Annotated in this window: 11 protein-coding genes; 5 read left to right on the forward strand and 6 right to left on the reverse strand. The window is 65.0% G+C overall.

Translation table 11 applies throughout. From position 1 onward, the window contains the following. Nucleotides 1-68: 68 nt before the first annotated feature. Nucleotides 69-4,316: a YhdP family protein gene (locus tag J7548_RS13305; RefSeq protein ID WP_290975087.1), complete on the reverse strand. Its 4,248-nt coding sequence runs from the start codon at nucleotides 4,314-4,316 to the stop codon at nucleotides 69-71. Between the two features lie 261 nt (nucleotides 4,317-4,577). Between J7548_RS13305 and glnE the strand changes: the two genes are divergently transcribed. Then, nucleotides 4,578-7,292 (forward strand): bifunctional [glutamate--ammonia ligase]-adenylyl-L-tyrosine phosphorylase/[glutamate--ammonia-ligase] adenylyltransferase, encoded by a 2,715-nt coding sequence (gene glnE, locus J7548_RS13310; protein ID WP_290975088.1) that lies wholly within the window; start codon nucleotides 4,578-4,580, stop codon nucleotides 7,290-7,292. Nucleotides 7,293-7,378: 86 nt separating this feature from the next. Here glnE and J7548_RS13315 read toward each other — a convergent pair whose 3' ends face one another. From J7548_RS13315 to tkt, 5 genes are all read right to left on the reverse strand, one after another. After that, nucleotides 7,379-8,107, reverse strand: coding sequence for a class I SAM-dependent methyltransferase (locus tag J7548_RS13315; protein ID WP_290975089.1), 729 nt, complete (start codon nucleotides 8,105-8,107; stop codon nucleotides 7,379-7,381). A gap of 141 nt (nucleotides 8,108-8,248) precedes the next feature. Continuing rightward, a complete protein-coding gene (locus J7548_RS13320) occupies nucleotides 8,249-8,788 on the reverse strand; it encodes a hypothetical protein (RefSeq protein ID WP_290975090.1) in 540 nt (179 codons plus the stop codon). 225 nt (nucleotides 8,789-9,013) lie between these two features. Next, on the reverse strand, nucleotides 9,014-10,027 hold the full coding sequence (gene gap, locus J7548_RS13325) for a type I glyceraldehyde-3-phosphate dehydrogenase (protein WP_290975091.1): 1,014 nt from the start codon (nucleotides 10,025-10,027) through the stop codon (nucleotides 9,014-9,016). Nucleotides 10,028-10,097: 70 nt separating this feature from the next. Then, nucleotides 10,098-10,646 carry a GNAT family N-acetyltransferase gene (locus J7548_RS13330; protein WP_290975092.1) on the reverse strand — a complete coding sequence of 183 codons (549 nt, stop codon included), beginning with the start codon at nucleotides 10,644-10,646 and terminating at the stop codon, nucleotides 10,098-10,100. A 21-nt stretch (nucleotides 10,647-10,667) separates the two neighbouring features. Then, the gene (gene tkt / locus J7548_RS13335; protein WP_290975093.1) at nucleotides 10,668-12,899 is read right to left on the reverse strand and encodes a transketolase; all 2,232 of its coding nucleotides are present in this window, start codon (nucleotides 12,897-12,899) and stop codon (nucleotides 10,668-10,670) included. 2 nt (nucleotides 12,900-12,901) lie between these two features. Here tkt and J7548_RS13340 point away from each other — a divergent pair, with 2 nt between their 5' ends. From J7548_RS13340 to lspA, 4 genes are all read left to right on the forward strand, one after another. Next, on the forward strand, nucleotides 12,902-13,627 hold the full coding sequence (locus tag J7548_RS13340) for a 16S rRNA (uracil(1498)-N(3))-methyltransferase (protein WP_290975094.1): 726 nt from the start codon (nucleotides 12,902-12,904) through the stop codon (nucleotides 13,625-13,627). Between the two features lie 133 nt (nucleotides 13,628-13,760). Next, nucleotides 13,761-14,738, forward strand: a complete 978-nt coding sequence (locus J7548_RS13345; protein WP_290975095.1) for a bifunctional riboflavin kinase/FAD synthetase — start codon at nucleotides 13,761-13,763, stop codon at nucleotides 14,736-14,738. 122 nt (nucleotides 14,739-14,860) lie between these two features. Continuing rightward, nucleotides 14,861-17,755, forward strand: coding sequence for an isoleucine--tRNA ligase (gene ileS, locus J7548_RS13350; protein ID WP_290975096.1), 2,895 nt, complete (start codon nucleotides 14,861-14,863; stop codon nucleotides 17,753-17,755). Nucleotides 17,756-17,825: 70 nt separating this feature from the next. Next, complete coding sequence (lspA, locus tag J7548_RS13355; protein WP_290975097.1) at nucleotides 17,826-18,341, forward strand: signal peptidase II; 516 nt, start codon at nucleotides 17,826-17,828, stop codon at nucleotides 18,339-18,341. The last annotated feature ends 54 nt before the right edge of the window (nucleotides 18,342-18,395 follow it).

Raw genomic sequence — 18,395 nt, forward strand, 5'->3', positions numbered from 1 at the left:
CTCATGAAAAATGCCTGCATGGCATCCAGTATCGCGCAGAACCGGCTGTCGTGCCGGCCGCGGCCGGATCAGTGGCCCATATTGACCGCGGGCCCGCGCTCCTGCCCATCGCGGCGCGCAGGTTCCGGCGTGGAAGCCGGCGCGCCGTGGTCCTGCGGCTCCTTCACGCGCCCCGCGCCAGCCGGCGACACCTGTCCCTGCTTGACCACGATGGGATCGCTCCACGGGCCGGTGACCTTGTACTCGTAAGTCAGCGACTTCATCACCGGATTGCGCAGGAATAGCTGGGCCAGCAAGGTGCCTACGCCGACCACCGGATTGACCGCCAGCGCCACCACCGAGGCTGTGCCGAGGTTGATTTCGGGGATCACCACGACATGCAGGTCCTGCGTTTCGCTGGCGATGTCGGCCGAGCCGTTCATCAGCACCGAGGCGGTGACGCCGGTCATCTTCAGGTTGTCGGTGGTGGCGATGCCGCGGTTGACGGAGGCGGTGCCGACCACGTTGTCGAACGCGAAGCCTTCTGAGAACACGTCGCGGAAATCCAGCGTCAGGCGACGCGGCAGCGCCTGCAGGTTAAGCACGCCCAGCAGCTTGGCCGCGCCCGGGTCGACCTTGAGGAATTGCCCGGAATGCACATCCATGTGCAGTTGCCCGCCCAGGCTGGCGATATCGAGGGCGTAAGGCAAGCCCTTCCAGCTCAGGTCGCCGTCCAGCTTCCCCTTGCCGCCCCGGATCGTGCCCGGATAGCCGAAGCGCTCCAGCAGCTTGCCGGCATCGTTGATGTCCAGCGCGTAGGTGATGTTGGTGGTGTTGCTGGCGCCGAACGACATCCAGTTGCCGGCCGCGCGGAACTGCGCATCCTCATTGGCCAGCACCAGGCGGTTGATGCGCCATTCGCGGCCCACTTCGGTCACCATGTTGTTGGCGTCCAGCTCCAGGCTGCCCAGCTTCTTGCCCGCCAGTTCGAATTGCTCGGCGCGGATGTCCAGCGCCGGCATCTGCGCCGAGTCCGCGCCGCCGGATGCGCCGGCATCCGCCTGGGCGGCATCGGCGCCCTTGCCCCTGGGCACCACCAGCGAGGACAGGCGCGCGGTCACCTTGCCCGGCCCGCGGCTGCCGCCAGGCTCATCCCAGGTGATGTTTCCGGAAACCTGCTGCGACTCCAGCTTCATCTGCCAGGCATTCTTCTGGTGCGTGGCGTTGAGCGCCAGCTTGTTCAACTTCTTGCCCAGCAGCGTGAACTCGCCCACGCGCGCCGAAACCGCATCCGGTTCCAGGTACTGGGTCATCTCGGCGCTGCCCAGCTTGCTCTGCCCTGCCGCCCCCTTGCCTACCACCTCATCCTTGAAGGCCTGCCACGCATCCATGTCGAAACTGTCGGCGGCCAGCGCCAGCTTCACGCCCGACGCCGGCGATGGCAGCGGCTGGTTATAGGCGATGCCGCCGCTGACCACACGCCAGTCGTCGGAACGGGCCGCCACCTTTTCGCGCAGATAACGCGCAGCGATATTCTGGCCCAGCGCCACCCTGAGCTCCTCGCGCACGATCAGCGGATCGCTGGACGGCGCCGGCTGCAGTTCGAAGCGCAGCGGCAGGCTTTCCGGCGCGGACTTCCGCAACGGCGCCGGCAAGGCCGAACCCAATCCCGCCAGACTGGACTCGACGACCACCTCCGGCTGGTGCTGGCGCACCAGCACCGATGCGGTATAACGGGCGCCGCCGGACAAACGCGCCAGCAGGCGCTGCATCGACGCTTCCGGGTAGAGCTTGCGCAAGGCGTCGATATTGACCGCGCCATCCAGGCGCACCTGGGTGCTGCCGTCGCGCTGCGTGCCGCCGGTAATGGCCACGCTGTCGCCCATGAACTGGCCGCGCACGCCATTGAGGTTGAACCCGCGTTCATTGAACTCGACCTTGCCGACGGTGCGGTAGATCATCGGCAGCGTCGGCAGCAGGTCGACATCGTTGTTGGCGAAACTGAACACGCCCTGCGCCTTGGTATCGATCGCATGGTGCAGCGGCATCTGGAATTTCAGGTCCAGCCGGGCCTCGCCGGTGGCGCTGGCCTGCGCCATGAAGTCGCCGGTCCAGCGCGCCACCGGGCTTTCCTTGACATACTGCAGGAAAACCGGCATCGGGCCGCTGGCCATGCCGTCGATCTCCAGCACCGCATCGTGCGACTCCAGGTCGGCGACGCGCGCCGTCACCTGGCTCAGCTTCGCCCCCAGCGTCCTGGCGCTGTCGGCGTTGACCTCCAGTTGCGTGCGGTCGATGCTGAATTTGCCGCGCCCCTCTTCCAGCAAGGGCCACTCCGGCTCCTTGCCTTCCTTGTTCAGATGGCCGGGCGTGTAGTTGATCTTGAGGCCGTCGAAGTCGCCGCTGACCAGGAACTGCCCCTTGGGCCTGTCGCCCGGCTTGGCGGGACGGAACGGGAAATCGGCCAGCGCGCCCTTGAACGTCAGTTGCACATCGCGCGCGGTGCCGTCCATCAGCCCTTCGGTCAGCCAGTGCCGCAACGGCTCGCTGATGTGCTGCGGCAAGTAGCGCCGTATCGCCTTGATATCGAAACTGGCCAGTTCGCCGCGCAGGTCCACGCTGCCCAGGGAAGCGCCCTGCAGCGGCATCAGGTGCGTGCCGCGCAGGCGGCCGGCCACGCCGGGCTGGGCGAACTGCATATCGTCCAGCTCGAACAGCAGGGCCTGGTCTTTCTGGTATTGCCAGTGCGCCTTCAGGTCGAGGCTGTCGAACGGCATGCGCGGCTCGGCGAACATCTGTTCCGGCAAATGCAGCGCCACCTGCTTCGATGCCAGGCGCACCGTGCCGCCTTTTTCGGTCGCATCGATTTCCCCGGTCAGGTTCTCGACGCCGGGGATGCCGGCCCACTGTGCCGGCGCGGCTTGCGGCAGCACGCTCTTGCGCACTTCGACGTGGCGCGCCTGCGCCTTCAGCCACAGGCCGGTGAAACCGCCCTGGATGCGGTAAGAGGTCAGTTCGGGGTAGCTTCCCTGCCACTGCACGGTGAAATCGTTGAACTCGCCGCGCGGCGCCAGGTCGTCCAGCAGCTTGCGCTGCGACGGCGCCAGCGGCAGGCGCGCCGCCAGTTGCGACAGCGCCTCCAGGTTCAACCGGGTGGCCTTGACGCTGGTCTGCTCGGCTTTGAGCAGCGAGGCCGGCTCATAGCTTTCGGAAATCGATGTCGGGGGCAGCGTGAAGCCGTCCTGCATCTCGATGGAAAAATCGGACAGCGCCACCTTGTGGCCGTTGGCGCCGAAGGTAGGCACGCCGTCGTCGGCCGTACCGCCCAGGGTCTCGCTGGCAGCGATGCGGCCATTGACGCGCTTGAGGCTGAGCGGCTCCAGCTTCTTCGACAGGCGCGCGGTGAAATCGGACAAGGCCAGGTCGGCCGTGAAATTGGCCACCTTGGCGTGGTCCAGCGCCAGCCAGGCGCGTATCGAACCCCTGCCCTGGTCGATCTCGATCGGATAATCGAACCAGGCATGCCATATCGCCAGGTCGGTCTGGCGCAGGTCGGCATAGAGCGTACCTTTCCAGCGCGTGACATCGGAAATGCGGCGGGCGAAGGCAGGATGGCTGAAATCGGCGCGCACATCCAGCGGCGCCGCGTACGCAGCCGGCGGCGTGGCGCGCAAGGCCATGCGGTGGCGCAGCCAGCGGTTGTGCAGCACCAGGTTGACATCGTCCAGCGCCAGTTCCGGCGCGCCGCGCATGTCATCGTTCCAGCGCAGCTTGCTGGCGCGGATCACGATCTCGCGCTGCGACAGCAGCCAGTCCAGCGTGCTGCCGTTGCCGCCGGTCGGCGCCGCGATACCGGCCACGAACAGCTTGCCGGAGGCGTCGCGCCGGATCGACAGCTCGGCCCGCTCGATGGTCAGGCTCTCCAATTGCAGGCCGGCCGCCAGCACGCTGCTCCACGACAGGGTGGCCGATACCTGCGGCAAGGTCAGCGCGGGATGGCCGGCCTCGTCATACACGGTGACGTTGCCCAGCGCGAGTTGCGGGCGCAAGCCGTTCCACGATGCGTCGATGGCGTCGATCGACACCGCGCGGCCGACGGCCTTGGACGCCAGGCGCTCGATCTGCGGCTTGTAGTTGCCGATTTCGGGCAGCACGACATAGCGCAGCGACAGGAACAACGCGCAAAAGATGAAATACGCCGCCACAAGCAGCTTGAAGGTGAAGCCAAGGACGTGATGGGTCGCCTGGTTCAGGCGGGAATAGGTGCCCTGCACGATTCGCCAGCACAGCGCCCAACGGGCGGACTTCGATGCGGCGTTATGTTGTTCTTCGGACATCAGGCTAGGGCGACTCGATATGGAATAATTCGTGCGGATGACATGATCGCATGGAAAACACGGTGTTGCCATCCGGGCGGAACACCTAAGAGCGGCAAAAACGGCGATAAGTTTTAAAAACGGGCGATAAAATCGGTCTTTGGAAACAAAATCGTCAGTCCAGCGTCAGGCTTGCCTTATTTTCGGCGGATGCCGCCCGTCCTGGCACCGGTTTTACGTCCTGTTTTCCTTCTTTTACACCTGCCCAACCTTCGCGCCACTATGCCAGATCAGACTTCCCCGCTCGCCACTGCCCAGGATTCGCGTTACTTCACCCGCTGGACACAGGCCGATCCCGCACGCCCGGCCCTGGTTGCCGCAGCCGCCGCCCGGGCCATGGACCACGGCTTCTTCGTACGCAGCCTGCAAGCCGACCTGGACGCCGGCCTGGCGCTCAACGCCGCCATGCGCCGCCTGCGCAACCTGGTCGTGTGCACGCTGATCGAACGCGACCTTTCCGGCCGCGCCGACCTGGCCGAAGTGGTCGCCACCATGACCGCTTTCGCCGATTTCGCGGTGCAAACGCACCTGGAAGCCCTGATGCGCGAGCAGACCGCGCTGTACGGCGAACCCATCGGCGAGGAGTCGGGGCGCCTCCAGCAGATGATCGTGCTGGGCATGGGCAAGCTGGGCGGCGGCGAACTCAACGTCTCCTCCGACATCGACCTGATCTTCGTCTATCCGGAAGACGGCGACACCCGCGTGGAAGACGGCCAGAAACAACTGTCCAACCATGAATTCTTCGTACGCCTGGGCAAGAAGCTGATCGGCGCCCTGGCTGAAATCACCGGCGACGGCTTCACCTTCCGCGTCGACATGGCGCTGCGTCCCAACGGCAATTCCGGTCCGCTGGTGGCCAGCTTCAACATGGTCGAGGAATACCTGGTGCGCCAGGGCCGCGAATGGGAGCGCTACGCCTGGACCAAGGCGCGCGCGCTGACCGGCGATCCGCAGGATATCGCCGTGCTGGAAGCCATCAGCCGTCCCTTCATCTTCCGCCGCTACCTGGACTACGGCTCGATCGACGCGCTGCGCTCGATGCACGCGCAGATCCGCGCCGAGGTCAAGCGCCAGGAAGCGCTGCACCCGGACCGCAGCAACAATGTCAAGCTGGGACGCGGCGGCATCCGCGAGATCGAATTCGCCAGCCAGGTATTCCAACTGATCCGCGGCGGCCGCGATCCGGAACTGCGCGACCGTTCCACCCGCGCCACCCTGCGCACGCTGGCCGCCAAGAACCTGCTGGCGCCGCAAGTGGTGGAGCAGCTGCTGGCGGCCTACACCTTCCTGCGCAACCTGGAACACCGCCTGCAATACCTGGAAGACGCGCAAACCCATACCCTCCCGGTCAACGCCGACGACCTGCTGCTGGTGGCGCGCATGATGGGCTGCCCCGACACCGCCGGCCTGCTGCAGGAACTGGAGGCGCACCGCCGCATCGTGGCCGCGCAGTTCGATGCCATCTTCAACGACAAGCAGGCGGCGCCCGACAGCGAAAGCGACGCCCCCGGCATCAACGATGCCGACGGCCTGGAAGCGATCGCCGATGCGCTCAAGCTGGTGGGATTCCCCGAAGCCGACATCGAGGACGGCGCCAAGCGCCTGCACCTGACCTGGCAATCGCCGCGCATGCAAAGCCTGCCGGAACAGAGCCGCAACCGCCTCAATACGGTCATCAACGCCGCCCTGCCCCTGATCTCGGCCTTGCACTACGACCAGTTGCCGACGTTGGGGCGCCTGCTCGACTTCCTCGAAGCCATTGCTCGCCGCGCGGCCTACCTGGCACTGCTGACCGAATATCCCTATGCCCTCACGCGCCTGGTGCGCATGATCGGCGCCAGCGGCTGGGCCGCCACCTACCTGACCCAGCACCCGATCCTGCTGGACGAACTGCTGGACGACCGCAACCTGAAAGCCGGTTCGGACTGGACGGCCTTCGCCGAGAACTGCCAGCGCCAGCTCGACACCGCGCCGGGCGACACCGAGCGCCAGATGGACATCCTGCGCGAGCTGCACCACACCGAACTGTTTCGCCTGCTGGCGCAGGACCTGGAAGGCGACCTGTCGGTGGAAAAGCTGGCCGACGAACTCTCGGCGCTGGCCGATATCCTGGTGGCCGCCACCATCAAGGCGGTCTGGCAGACCATCACCCAGCGCCACCGCGAGGCACCGCAGTTCGCGGTGATTGCCTACGGCAAGCTGGGCGGCAAGGAGCTGGGTTATGTGTCGGACCTGGACGTGGTGTTCCTGTACGACGACGACGACCAGGAAGCGCCCGCGCTGTACGCCAAGCTGGCGCAGCGCTTCATCACCTGGATGACCAGCCACACTCCGGCCGGCACGCTGTTCGACGTCGACATCGCGCTGCGCCCGGACGGCGCCAGCGGCTTGCTGGTCTCCCCGCTGTCGTCCTTCGAGAAGTACCAGCTCAACTCGGCCTGGATCTGGGAACACCAGGCGCTCACGCGCGCCCGCTTCTGCGCCGGCGACGCCGCCATCGGCGAACGCTTCGAGGCGCTGCGCGAACGCGTGCTGCGCCAGCCGCGCGATTATGAAAAGCTGGAGGAGGAAGTGCTGTCGATGCGCCGCCGCATGCGCGAAGCCCACCCCAACCGCAGCAGCCAGTTCGACCTGAAGCACGACGAAGGCGGCATGATCGACATCGAGTTCATCGTCCAGTACCTGGTGCTGCGCCATGCACCGGAACATCCGCAATTGACCGGTGACATCGGCAATATCGCGCTACTGAAGCTGGCCGCGCAACTGGGCCTGATCGACACCGACCTGGCCGCCGAGGCCGCCAACGCCTATCGCCTGTTCCGCAAGCTGCAGCACCAGATCCGCCTGCAGGGGGCGGAACGCGCCCACATCGACGCCGAGCGCGTGGAACATGAGCGCGCTTGTGTGATCCGCTTGTGGGAGACGGTGTTCGGCTGAAACCAGGGCCACCCTCGAAAAAAACGGGATACGCCATATGGCGTATCCCGTTTTTTATTACCCAGTCGCCCAGCGACGCCCCAGCCTCACACCGAGGGCTTCACCGCGACCAGATTGATCAACGTCTCTTCACGCACGGCCGGAGGCTTGATACCGAACACGCGTTCCATGATGCCCAGGTCTTCGCGGCTCCACCACAGATAAGGATAGGACACCGACTCCGGCGCCACCTGGAAACCGGCACTGCGCACCAGCGCCAGATATTCCTCGGCGGTTTTCTGCACATCCATCGGATGGCGAAACAGCAGGCGGATGATCCAGGAGTGGATGTAGCGCTTGGTCGATTCTGCAAACAGCAGAATGCCACCCGGTTTCAACACGCGATAGAACTCGCGGATCGCCTCTTCCTGCTCGATCAGGTGATGGAAGGTCTGGTGGCAGAACAGCAGGTCCACGCTATTGTCTTCCAGCGTCATCTGCGAACTGGAACACTGGATGAATTCGGCCTTGATTCCCTCGCCGTCAACCTCGGCCTGCGCGGCCGCGATCATATCAGGATCGATGTCCATACCGATCAGGCGTTGTGGCGCGAAGCGCTGGTGCAACTTCTTCATCGAGCGGCCCCAGCCGCAACCGACGTCGGCCACTACAGGGTAGCTGGCGCGGCGCGCGGGAATCAAGCGCTCCAGGTCTTTCATCGCACGCTCGAGCACATGCAGAGTCCAGGTTGGCGTACGCAAGAACCAGATGCCGAAAGCGGTCTCGGGCACATGCTCCGGCATGGCCGGAGGCAATTGTGTCAACGGTGTATTCATATCTTTGTTTATTCTGGCGGGGAGTAGCACCGATGGCGCGCCACAATCCCGTTGCCGGCGGTTCCCCCAGCCGGTCGATGAAAAAATGCCCCGCATGCGGGGCATTGGCAGATGTTACCGGCTGGGAAGCCCTGCTGCAAGCTAGTACTTGGGCGTAGGCTTATCTTCGCGGCTGGCGCGACGGTCGCTGGCGCTATCCTTTGAGGAACTGTCTTTGGCGTCCTTGGAAGACGAGCTTTCGCGGTCGCGCGAACGGCTGCTGTCGCGATCGCGGTCGCGCGAGCGACTGCTGCGGTCGCTGGACGAATCCTTGGAGTCCTTGCCCTTGGCATCCTTGCCGTCCTTGTCATCCTTCTCATCCTTGGCCGGTTCGGCCGGCGGTGGCGGCGGCGCGACGGTCTGGATGCCCTTGGCGGCCATGTATTCGTGCATATCCTTCCAGCCGGCGAAGATACCCGCCTTCAAGGCATCCGGATTACGCTGGTAGCAGTCTTCCAGGGACTGGCCGGCCTGGCGGCAGCCAGCGCCCAGGGCAATGCCTTCGGCCTTGGCCTCTTCAGGCGTCTGCTTGGGCTTGGTGAACTTGCTGACGTAGTCGCATGCGGAAAGCGAGAAGGCGACACCGGCGATCAGGGCCAGCCTGGCCACCAGGCGGTGCGCTTGGAATGAGGTTGCTGACATCACGTCCCTCTTGTGGATTCGGGTTGGTATTGTTTGGCATGCAATGCCGCAAACGGACAAAAGGCCATCGCAAACCGAAGTTTGCAACAGCCTTTCGCTCTTTTGCAGGCTGATGACATATTTTCACCGGCGCAAGCAAGCTTGCATCCGAGGAAAAGAAGCCGAATCAGCCCCGAAATTGTCGATACCGGCTCCGGAAACGCCCGGAAACCGGCATCGGCGGCCTTACTTGGCGGTCGCCAGGGCCACGGTGGTGTCCAGCATGCGGTTGGAGAAGCCCCACTCGTTGTCGTACCAGGACGAAACCTTGACCAGGCGGCCGGAGACCTTGGTCAGGGTGGCGTCGAAGTTGGACGATGCCGGGTTGTGGTTGAAGTCGACCGACACCAGAGGATCGGTGTTGTAGGTCAGGATGCCCTTCAGCGGACCGGCTTCCGAAGCGGCCTTCAGGATGGCGTTGACTTCGTCCACGGTGGTGTCGCGCGCGGCCACGAAGGACAGGTCGACGATGGAGACGTTGATCGTCGGCACGCGGATGGCGTAGCCGTCCAGTTTGCCGTTCAGTTCCGGCAGCACCAGGCCGACCGCGGCGGCGGCGCCGGTCTTGGTCGGGATCATCGACTGTGTGGCCGAACGGGCGCGGCGCAGGTCTTCGTGGTAGACGTCGGTCAGCACCTGGTCGTTGGTGTAGGCGTGCACGGTGGTCATCAGGCCGTTCAGCAGGCCGATCTTGTCATGCAGCGGCTGGACCAGCGGCGCCAGGCAGTTGGTGGTGCACGATGCGTTGGAGATGACGGTATCCGTTGCCTTCAGCACGCCGTGGTTGACGCCGTAGACGACGGTCGCGTCCACGTCCTTGCCGCCCGGCGCGGAGATGATCACCTTCTTGGCGCCGCCCTTGATGTGGGCGCTGGCCTTTTCCTTGGTGGTGAAGAAGCCGGTGCATTCCAGCACCACGTCCACGCCCAGCTCGCCCCACGGCAGTTCGGCCGGGTTGCGCTGCGCCAGCACCTTGATGCGGTCGCCGTTGACGACGATCGAATCGCCATCCACAGCCACGGTGCCCGGGAACTTGCCGTGCGCGGTGTCGTACTGGGTCAGGTGGGCGTTGGTCTTCGGGTCGCCCAGGTCGTTGATGGCGACGATTTCGATGTCGTGCTTCTTGCCGCCTTCGTAGTGGGCACGCAGGATGTTGCGGCCGATGCGGCCATAACCGTTGATTGCGACGCGAATTGCCATGCTGTTCTCCTTAAGGTATTGAAAATATTGAAAATCGATACAAAACGGTCTTGCCGGCAACCCGGCATTGTTATTTCAGCTTGCGCCAGACGAAACCGACCTCGTCGATCTCGGTGCCGTCATCCCAGGTGAAGGTCTGCTCGAACAGCTGTTCTGCGCCCAAGGCCTTGAAGAATTCCCGCGCGCCTTCGTTCTTGGCCAGTACCCAGGCCATCAGGCCGGTGGCGCCGGCGCTGATCAGGGTGGCCGCGACGTTGGCCAGCAGCTTCTTGCCTAAACCGCGGCGCTGCTCGTCGGGCAACACGCAGATCGCCGAGAGTTCGGCGTCGCAGCCGAACTTGCTGTCGGCCAGCGTCATGCCCGAGGCGAAGCCGATGACCTCGCCGCCGGCTTCGGCCACGAAGGTGCAGGCCGCATCCGAGGACGCGCCCAACACCTGCTCCCACAGCTTGACGCTCTGTTCGGGCTTTAGACTGTCCAGGTAGCTGTCCGGCACCAGGCCGCGATAGCTGGCGCGCCAGCTATCGATGCGCACGCCGGCGATCGAAGCGGCATCCGAGGCGCGGGCGCGCCGGATCGTGACTTCTTCCGTGGCGCCGGTTGCTGCTGCTTGTGTCATTACTTCGTCCTTCAACGCGGATCAGGCCAGCAATTGCTTAGCCTTGCCCACCACGTTCTCGACGGTGAAGCCGAAGTGCTTGAACAGCACGCCGGCCGGCGCCGATTCGCCGAAGGTGTCGATACCGACCACGGCGCCTTCCAGGCCCACGTACTTGTGCCAGAAGGCGGTCACGCCGGCTTCGATGGCCAGGCGCGGCATGCCCTTGGGCAGCACGGAGGCCTTGTAGGCGGCGTCCTGGCGGTCGAACACGTCGGTCGACGGCATGGAGACCACGCGCACGGCGATGCCTTCGGCGGCCAGCGCGTCGGCGGCCTTGGTGGCCAGCTCGATTTCGGAACCGGTGGCGAGGATCGCCAGCTTGGCGTCGGCCGCATCGCGCAGCACATAGCCGCCGCGCGCGATGTCCTTGATCTGGGCCGCGGTGCGTTCCTGGAACGGCAGGTTCTGGCGCGAGAAGATCAGGGTGCTGGGGCCGTCATGGCGCTTGATCGCCTCGGCCCAGGCCACGGCGGACTCGGTGGTGTCGCACGGACGCCAGTTGTCCAGGTTGGGGATCAGGCGCAGGCTGGAGACATGCTCCACCGACTGGTGGGTGGGGCCGTCTTCGCCCAGGCCGATCGAATCGTGGGTGAACACGAACAGCGAGCGCACCTTCATCAGCGCGGCCATGCGCAGCGCATTGCGGCTGTAGTCGGAGAAGGTCAGGAAGGTGGCGCCGAACGGCAGGTAGCCGCCATGCAGGGCGATGCCGTTCATGATGGCGCTCATGCCGAACTCGCGCACGCCGTAGTTGATGTGGTTGCCGGCCTGGTCGGCGCGCACCGCCACCGATTCCTTCCAGTTGGTCAGGTTGGAGCCGGTCAGGTCGGCCGAGCCGCCCAGGAATTCCGGCAGCACTTGCGCATAGGCCTGGATGGCGTTCTGGCTGGCCTTGCGGGTGGCGATGTTTTCCTTCTTCTCGACGGTGGAGGCGATGTAGGCGGCCACGGTCTGGTCGAAGCCGGCCGGCAGTTCGCCCTTCAGGCGGCGCAGCAGTTCGGCGGCTTCGGCCGGGAACTTGGCCGAGTAGTCGGCGAAAGTCTTGTTCCACGCGCCTTCCAGCTGCGCGCCGTTGGCCTTGGCGTCCCATGCCGAGTAGACGTCGGCCGGGATTTCGAACGGGGCGTAGGTCCAGCCCAGCGCTTCGCGCACGGCGGCGATTTCCTTGTCGCCCAGCGCGGCGCCGTGCACCTTGTCGGTGCCGGCCAGGTTGGGCGAGCCCTTGCCGATCACGGTGCGGCAGCAGATCAGGGTCGGCTTGTCGGCCAGCTTGGCCTGGTGGATGGCGGCGTTGACCGCTTCCACGTTGTGGCCGTCGACGGCCGGGATCACGTTCCAGCCGTAGGCTTCGAAGCGCTTCGGGGTATCGTCCTTGAACCAGCCTTCGACGTGGCCGTCGATGGAGATGCCGTTGTCGTCGTACAGCACGATCAGCTTGGACAGGTTCAGCACGCCGGCCAGCGAGCAGGCCTCATGCGAGATGCCTTCCATCAGGCAGCCGTCGCCGACGAAGGCATAGGTGTAGTGGTCGACCACCGGCAGGCCGGGCTTGTTGAATTCGGCGGCCAGCAGCTTCTCGGCCAGCGCCATGCCCACCGCGTTGGTGATGCCCTGGCCCAGCGGGCCGGTGGTGGTTTCCACGCCCGGGGTGATGTGCACTTCGGGGTGGCCGGCGGTCTTGGAATGCAGTTGGCGGAAGTTCTTGATCTCTTCCATCGGCAGGTCGTAGCCGGTCAGGTGCAGCAGCGCGTAGTGCAGCATCGAACCGTGGCCGTTGGACAGCACGAAGCGGTCGCGGTTGGCCCATTGCGGGTTGGCCGGGTTGTGGCGGTAGTGCTTGGCCCACAGCGCCACGGCGATTTCCGCCATCCCCATCGGCATGCCCGGGTGTCCAGAATTTGCTTTTTGTACAGCGTCCATCGCCAGCGCGCGGATCGCGTTGGCCATCTTGTCGGTGGGGAGAGTGGAAATCATGTCGGTGTCAGAGAGTTGCTGGATGCGCCCGCAGGCGCCAAAAACCTGTTTCGGGGAGCCAACGCCCTGTTGCCGCCGGCTCCGGTGCTGCCATTCAAATGCAAACCCCGGAAATATCCGGGGTCGCGCGGGGCTGTATTTTACCAGAGAGCGCCCGCACCCATGCCACAAATGGGCCGGGAATGGGGGCGGAGGCGTTAAAATCGGGGATCGCTCCCTATTTACCGCCAACCCCATCCATGCCACGTTTCTTTTGTCCGCAAGCCCTCAGCATCGGCGCGTCCCTGGCGTTGCCCGACCACGTGGCCCATCACATCCAGGTGCTGCGGCTGCAGCCGGGCGACCATGTGACGCTGTTCAACGGCGAAGGCGGCGAATACACCGCCACCCTGACCGCCATCGAAAAGAAGCGCGCCCACGCCGAGGTCAAGACCTTCTCGCCGCGCGAAGCCGAACTGCCCTATGCGCTGACGCTGGCGCAGGCGCTGCCGGAAGGCAGCAAGATGGACTGGATCGTGGAAAAAGCCGTCGAACTGGGCGCCACCGCCCTCGTGCCGCTGGCCGCGCAACGCTGCGTGGTCAAGCTGTCGGGCGAGCGGGCCGAAAAAAAGCAAGCCCATTGGCAAGGCATCGTGCAGTCCGCGGTCGAACAATGCGGCCGCAACCGCCTGCCGCACCTGGCTGAGCTGGCCGAATTCCGCCGCTGGATCGGCCAGAGCGACCTGCACCGCCGCATCCTGCTGTCGCCGCGCGGCGAACAACCGCTGTCGGCCTGGGCGCGCCACCATCCGCCGCAGGCCGTGACCCTGGTGGTCGGCCCCGAAGGCGGCTTCAATGAGGAAGAGGAACAGCTCGCCTGCGCGCAAGGCGCCCTGATGCTGTCCATGGGGCCGCGCGTGCTGCGCACGGAAACGGCGGGCCTGGCGGCCCTGGCGGCCCTGAATGCCATTTGGGGAGAAATGTAAAAAGTTTCCCAAAAGGAAATTTTTGCCACATCCCCTGCCCGGCCGCAGCGATTCCGGCCATCAAGTCAGGGAAAATCGCCGAAAACATTTATAATGGAAAGCTTTTGCAACAAAGCCACTTTCCAGCTTTTCAATGAAGGTATTTCGCGGACTTCCCAATGCCGAATCGCGCGCGCCCTGCGCTTTGACGATCGGCAACTTCGACGGCGTGCACCTCGGCCACCAGGCCCTGCTGGCGCGCGTGCGCGAAGCCGCCGACCGGCTGGGGCTGGATGCCGCGGTGATGACCTTCGAGCCGCATCCGCGCGAATTCTTCGCGAAACTGGCCGGCAAACCCGAAAACGCCCCGGCGCGCATCGCCAACCTGCGCGACAAGCTGCAGTCGCTGGCCGATGCCGGCATCGACCGGGTGATCGTAGAACATTTCGGCAGCCACTTCGCCGGGCTTTCGCCGCAAGACTTCATCGAAAAGATCCTGGTGCAGGGCCTGCATGTGCGCTGGCTGATGGTCGGCGACGACTTCTGCTTCGGCGCGCGCCGCGCCGGCAACCTGCAGACCCTGATCGAGGCCGGCAAGAAATACGGCTTCGAAGTGCATTCCATGCCGACCGTGACCAACGCCGGCGTGCGCATTTCCTCTTCGGCCGTGCGCGCGGCGCTGGCCGCGGGCGATTTCGAACTGGCGCGCCGCCTGCTGGGGCACTCCTATGCCATCAGCGGCCATGTGGTGCACGGCAAGAAACTGGGCCGCACCATCGGCTTCCCGACGCTGAACATGCGCGTGGGCCACAAGCATCCGGCGCTGTCGGGTATCTTCGTGGTGCAGGTGCACGGCATCGGCAACGCCCCGCTGCCCGCGGTCGCCAGCCTGGGCGTGCGCCCGACGGTGGACGACAGCGGCCGCGTGCTGCTGGAAACCCACTTGCTCGATTTCGCGGGGGACTGCTACGGCAAGCTGCTGCGCGTGGACTTCCTGAAGAAACTGCGCGACGAAGAGAAATACGACGACCTGCCCACGCTGACCGCGGCGATCGCGCACGATGCCGAACAGGCGCGCGCGTATTTCCGGGAAAACACCGGCTTCGCCATTTCGGCGACCGACCGAATTTGACGCTGGCAGCCGGTCGGCCTGCGCGCCGGCCGCCGTCCAGCTCTCCGCTCAGTTTCCAGTTTTTGCGCCGCTTTCCTGGCGGCGCCACCTGAATCAACCAGCATCCACCAGAGAAATTTGTCATGTCCAACAACGAATCGCCGGCCAAGCCGGGCAAGCAGGAAAAAACAGGCAAGGCAGCCTCCAAGTACCCGGTCAACATGACCGAGACCGCGTTCCCTATGCGCGGCGACCTGGCCAAGCGCGAACCGCAATGGGTCAAGCAATGGCAGGAAAAGAAAATCTACGAGCGCATCCGCAAGGCTTCCGCCCACCGCCCCAAGTTCATCCTGCATGACGGCCCGCCGTACGCCAACGGCGACATCCACATCGGCCACGCCGTCAACAAGATCCTGAAGGACATGATCGTCAAGGCCCGCAACATGGCCGGCTTCGACGCGCAATACGTGCCGGGCTGGGACTGCCACGGCATGCCCATCGAAATCCAGATCGAGAAGAAATACGGCAAGAACCTGCCGGTGGCCGAAGTGCAAGCCAAGGCGCGCGCCTACGCCGGCGAGCAGATCGAACGCCAGAAGGCCGACTTCATCCGCCTGGGCGTGCTGGGCGAATGGGACAACCCGTACAAGACCATGAACTTCTCCAACGAAGCCGACGAGCTGCGCGCGCTCGGTACCATCCTGGAGAAGGGTTATGTGTACCGCGGCCTGAAGCCGGTGAACTGGTGCTTCGATTGCGGCTCGGCGCTGGCCGAGGCGGAAGTGGAATACCAGGACAAGCGCGACCCGGCCATCGACGTCGGCTTCCCGTTCGCCGAACCGGACAAGATCGCCGCCGCCTTCGGCCTGCCCAAGCTGCCGACCGACCGGGGCTACATCGTCATCTGGACCACCACGCCCTGGACCATCCCGTCCAACCAGGCGCTGAACGTGCATCCCGAGTTCGACTACGCGCTGGTGCAGACCACCCGCAACGGCGAGCCGCTGCTGCTGATCCTGGCCAAGGACCTGGTCGAATCCTGCCTGCAGCGCTTCGGCCTGGAAGGCAGCGTGATCGCCACCACCGTCGGCGAGAAGCTCTCTCTGATCAACTTCCGCCATCCGCTGGCCGCCGCCGACAAGGGCTACGACCGCCTGTCGCCGGTCTACCTGGGTGACTACGTGACCGCCGACAGCGGCACCGGCATCGTGCACTCGGCGCCGGCCTACGGTATCGAAGACTTCATCTCGTGCAAGGCGCACGGCATGAAGGATGACGCCATCCTGAACCCGGTCATGGGCGACGGCCGCTACGCATCGTGGCTGCCGCTGTTCGCCGGCCTGACCATCTGGGAAGCCTCCAAGCCGATCTGCGCCAAGCTGGAAGAAACCGGCTCGCTGTTCAAGCTGGTCATGTTCGACCACAGCTACATGCATTGCTGGCGCCACAAGACCCCGATCGTCTATCGCGCCACTTCGCAGTGGTTCGCCAGCATGGACAACACGCCCAAGGACGGCGGCAAGAGCCTGCGCGAAACCGCGCTGCAAGGCATCGAAGACACCGCCTTCTTCCCCGCCTGGGGCAAGGCGCGCCTGCACGGCATGATCGCCAACCGTCCCGACTGGACGCTGTCGCGCCAGCGCCAGTGGGGCGTGCCGATGGCCTTCTTCGTGCACAAGGAAACCGGCGAACTGCATCCGCGCACGCCGGAACTGGTCGAGCAGGTCGCGCAGCGCATCGAGAAGGACGGCATCGAAGCCTGGCAGGCGCTGGACCCGAAGGAACTGCTGGGCGCCGACGCCGAGCACTACGTGAAGAACAAGGACACGCTGGACGTGTGGTTCGACTCCGGCACCACGCACCAGACCGTGCTGCGCGGCTCGCACAAGCAGCAGTCGCAGTTCCCGGCCGACCTCTACCTGGAAGGCTCGGACCAGCACCGCGGCTGGTTCCACTCGTCGCTGCTGACATCCTCGATGCTCAACGGCCGCGCGCCTTACAAGGCGCTGCTGACGCACGGTTTCGTGGTCGACGGCGAAGGCAAGAAGATGTCCAAGTCCAAGGGCAACGTGGTGGCGCCGCAGAAGGTGTCGGACTCGCTGGGCGCGGAAATCCTGCGCCTGTGGGTGGCCTCGACCGACTACTCGGGCGAGCTGTCGATCTCCGATGAAATCCTGAAGCGCGTGGTCGAGTCCTATCGCCGCATCCGCAACACGCTGCGCTTCCTGCTGGCCAACACCTCCGACTTCGATCCCGCCAAGCATGCCGTGCCGGTGGCCGAGATGCTGGAAATCGACCGCTACGCGATCGCCAACATGGCGCGCCTGCAGGCCGAGGTGCTGGAACACTTCGAGTCCTACGAATTCCACCCGGTGGTGGCCAAGCTGCAAGGCTATTGCTCGGAAGACCTGGGCGGCTTCTACCTCGACATCCTGAAGGACCGCCTCTACACCAGCGGCGTCGAATCGGCCGCGCGCCGTTCCGCGCAGACCGCGATCTGGCACATCACCCAGGCGCTGCTGCGCCTGATGGCGCCGGTCCTCTCGTTCACCGCGGAAGAAGCCTGGGGCTTCTTCGCCGGCAAGGAAGCGTTCGAGCAAAGCGGCGAAACCATCTTCTCGCAGACCTACTATGCCCTGCCCGAGGTGGCCGATGCCGGCGCGCTGCTGGACAAGTTCGCGGTGCTGCACGAAGTGCGCGCGACGGTCACCAAGCAACTGGAAGAAGTGCGCATCGCCGGCGGCATCGGTTCCTCGCTGCAGGCCGAAGTCGAGGTCAAGGCGGCCGGCGACAAGGCGGCCGTGCTGGAAAGCCTGGGCGACGACCTGAAGTTCGTGCTGATCACTTCCGACGCCCGCGTGACCAAGGTCGCCACGGCGGAAGAGGAAGCCGTGGTCGTCACGCCGTCGGCCAACCAGAAGTGCGAGCGTTGCTGGCACTACCGCGCCGATGTCGGCGCGCATGCCGAGCATCCGGGCCTGTGCGGCCGCTGCTTCGCCAACCTGTTCGGCCAGGGCGAGCAGCGCCGCTTCGCCTGATCCCCGGGAACGCCGCTACGCCGCCCTGCGCGTATCGTGCGCGGGGCGGCCAACTCAAACAAGCATACTCATGGCCACCAAAAAGCGTTCTGCCTCTTCCGCTCCCTCCGCTTCGACCCAGGGCCTGCTGCCCTGGATCGGCATCGCCACCATCGTGCTGCTGCTGGACCAGCTCAGCAAGATCACCATCCTGAAACTGTTCCACTACGGCGAGTCGCTGCCGGTCACCGGTTTCTTCAACCTGGTGCTGGTCTACAACAAAGGCGCGGCCTTCAGCTTCCTGGCCGCCAGCGGCGGCTGGCAGCGTTACCTGTTCACCGCCATCGGCATTGCCGCCGCGGTGTTCATCATCCACCTGCTGCGCAAGCATCCCGGCCAGCGCATGTTCTGCTGGGCGCTGGCGCTGATCCTGGGCGGCGCCATCGGCAACGTGATCGACCGCGTCGCCTACGGCCACGTGATCGACTTCCTCGACGTCTACGCCGGCAACTGGCACTGGCCGGCCTTCAACCTGGCCGATAGTGCGATTTGCGTAGGTGCGGTATTGTTCGTGGTGGACGAACTGCGCCGGGTTTCCCGCAAGTAAAACGGCCGCCGTCCGCCTCGGAACAGCTCCTCACTTTGTGGGCAAGGGACAAGA

Origin of the sequence: Herbaspirillum sp. (assembly GCF_017744395.1) — a bacterium.
Classification (GTDB): domain Bacteria; phylum Pseudomonadota; class Gammaproteobacteria; order Burkholderiales; family Burkholderiaceae_D; genus Herbaspirillum.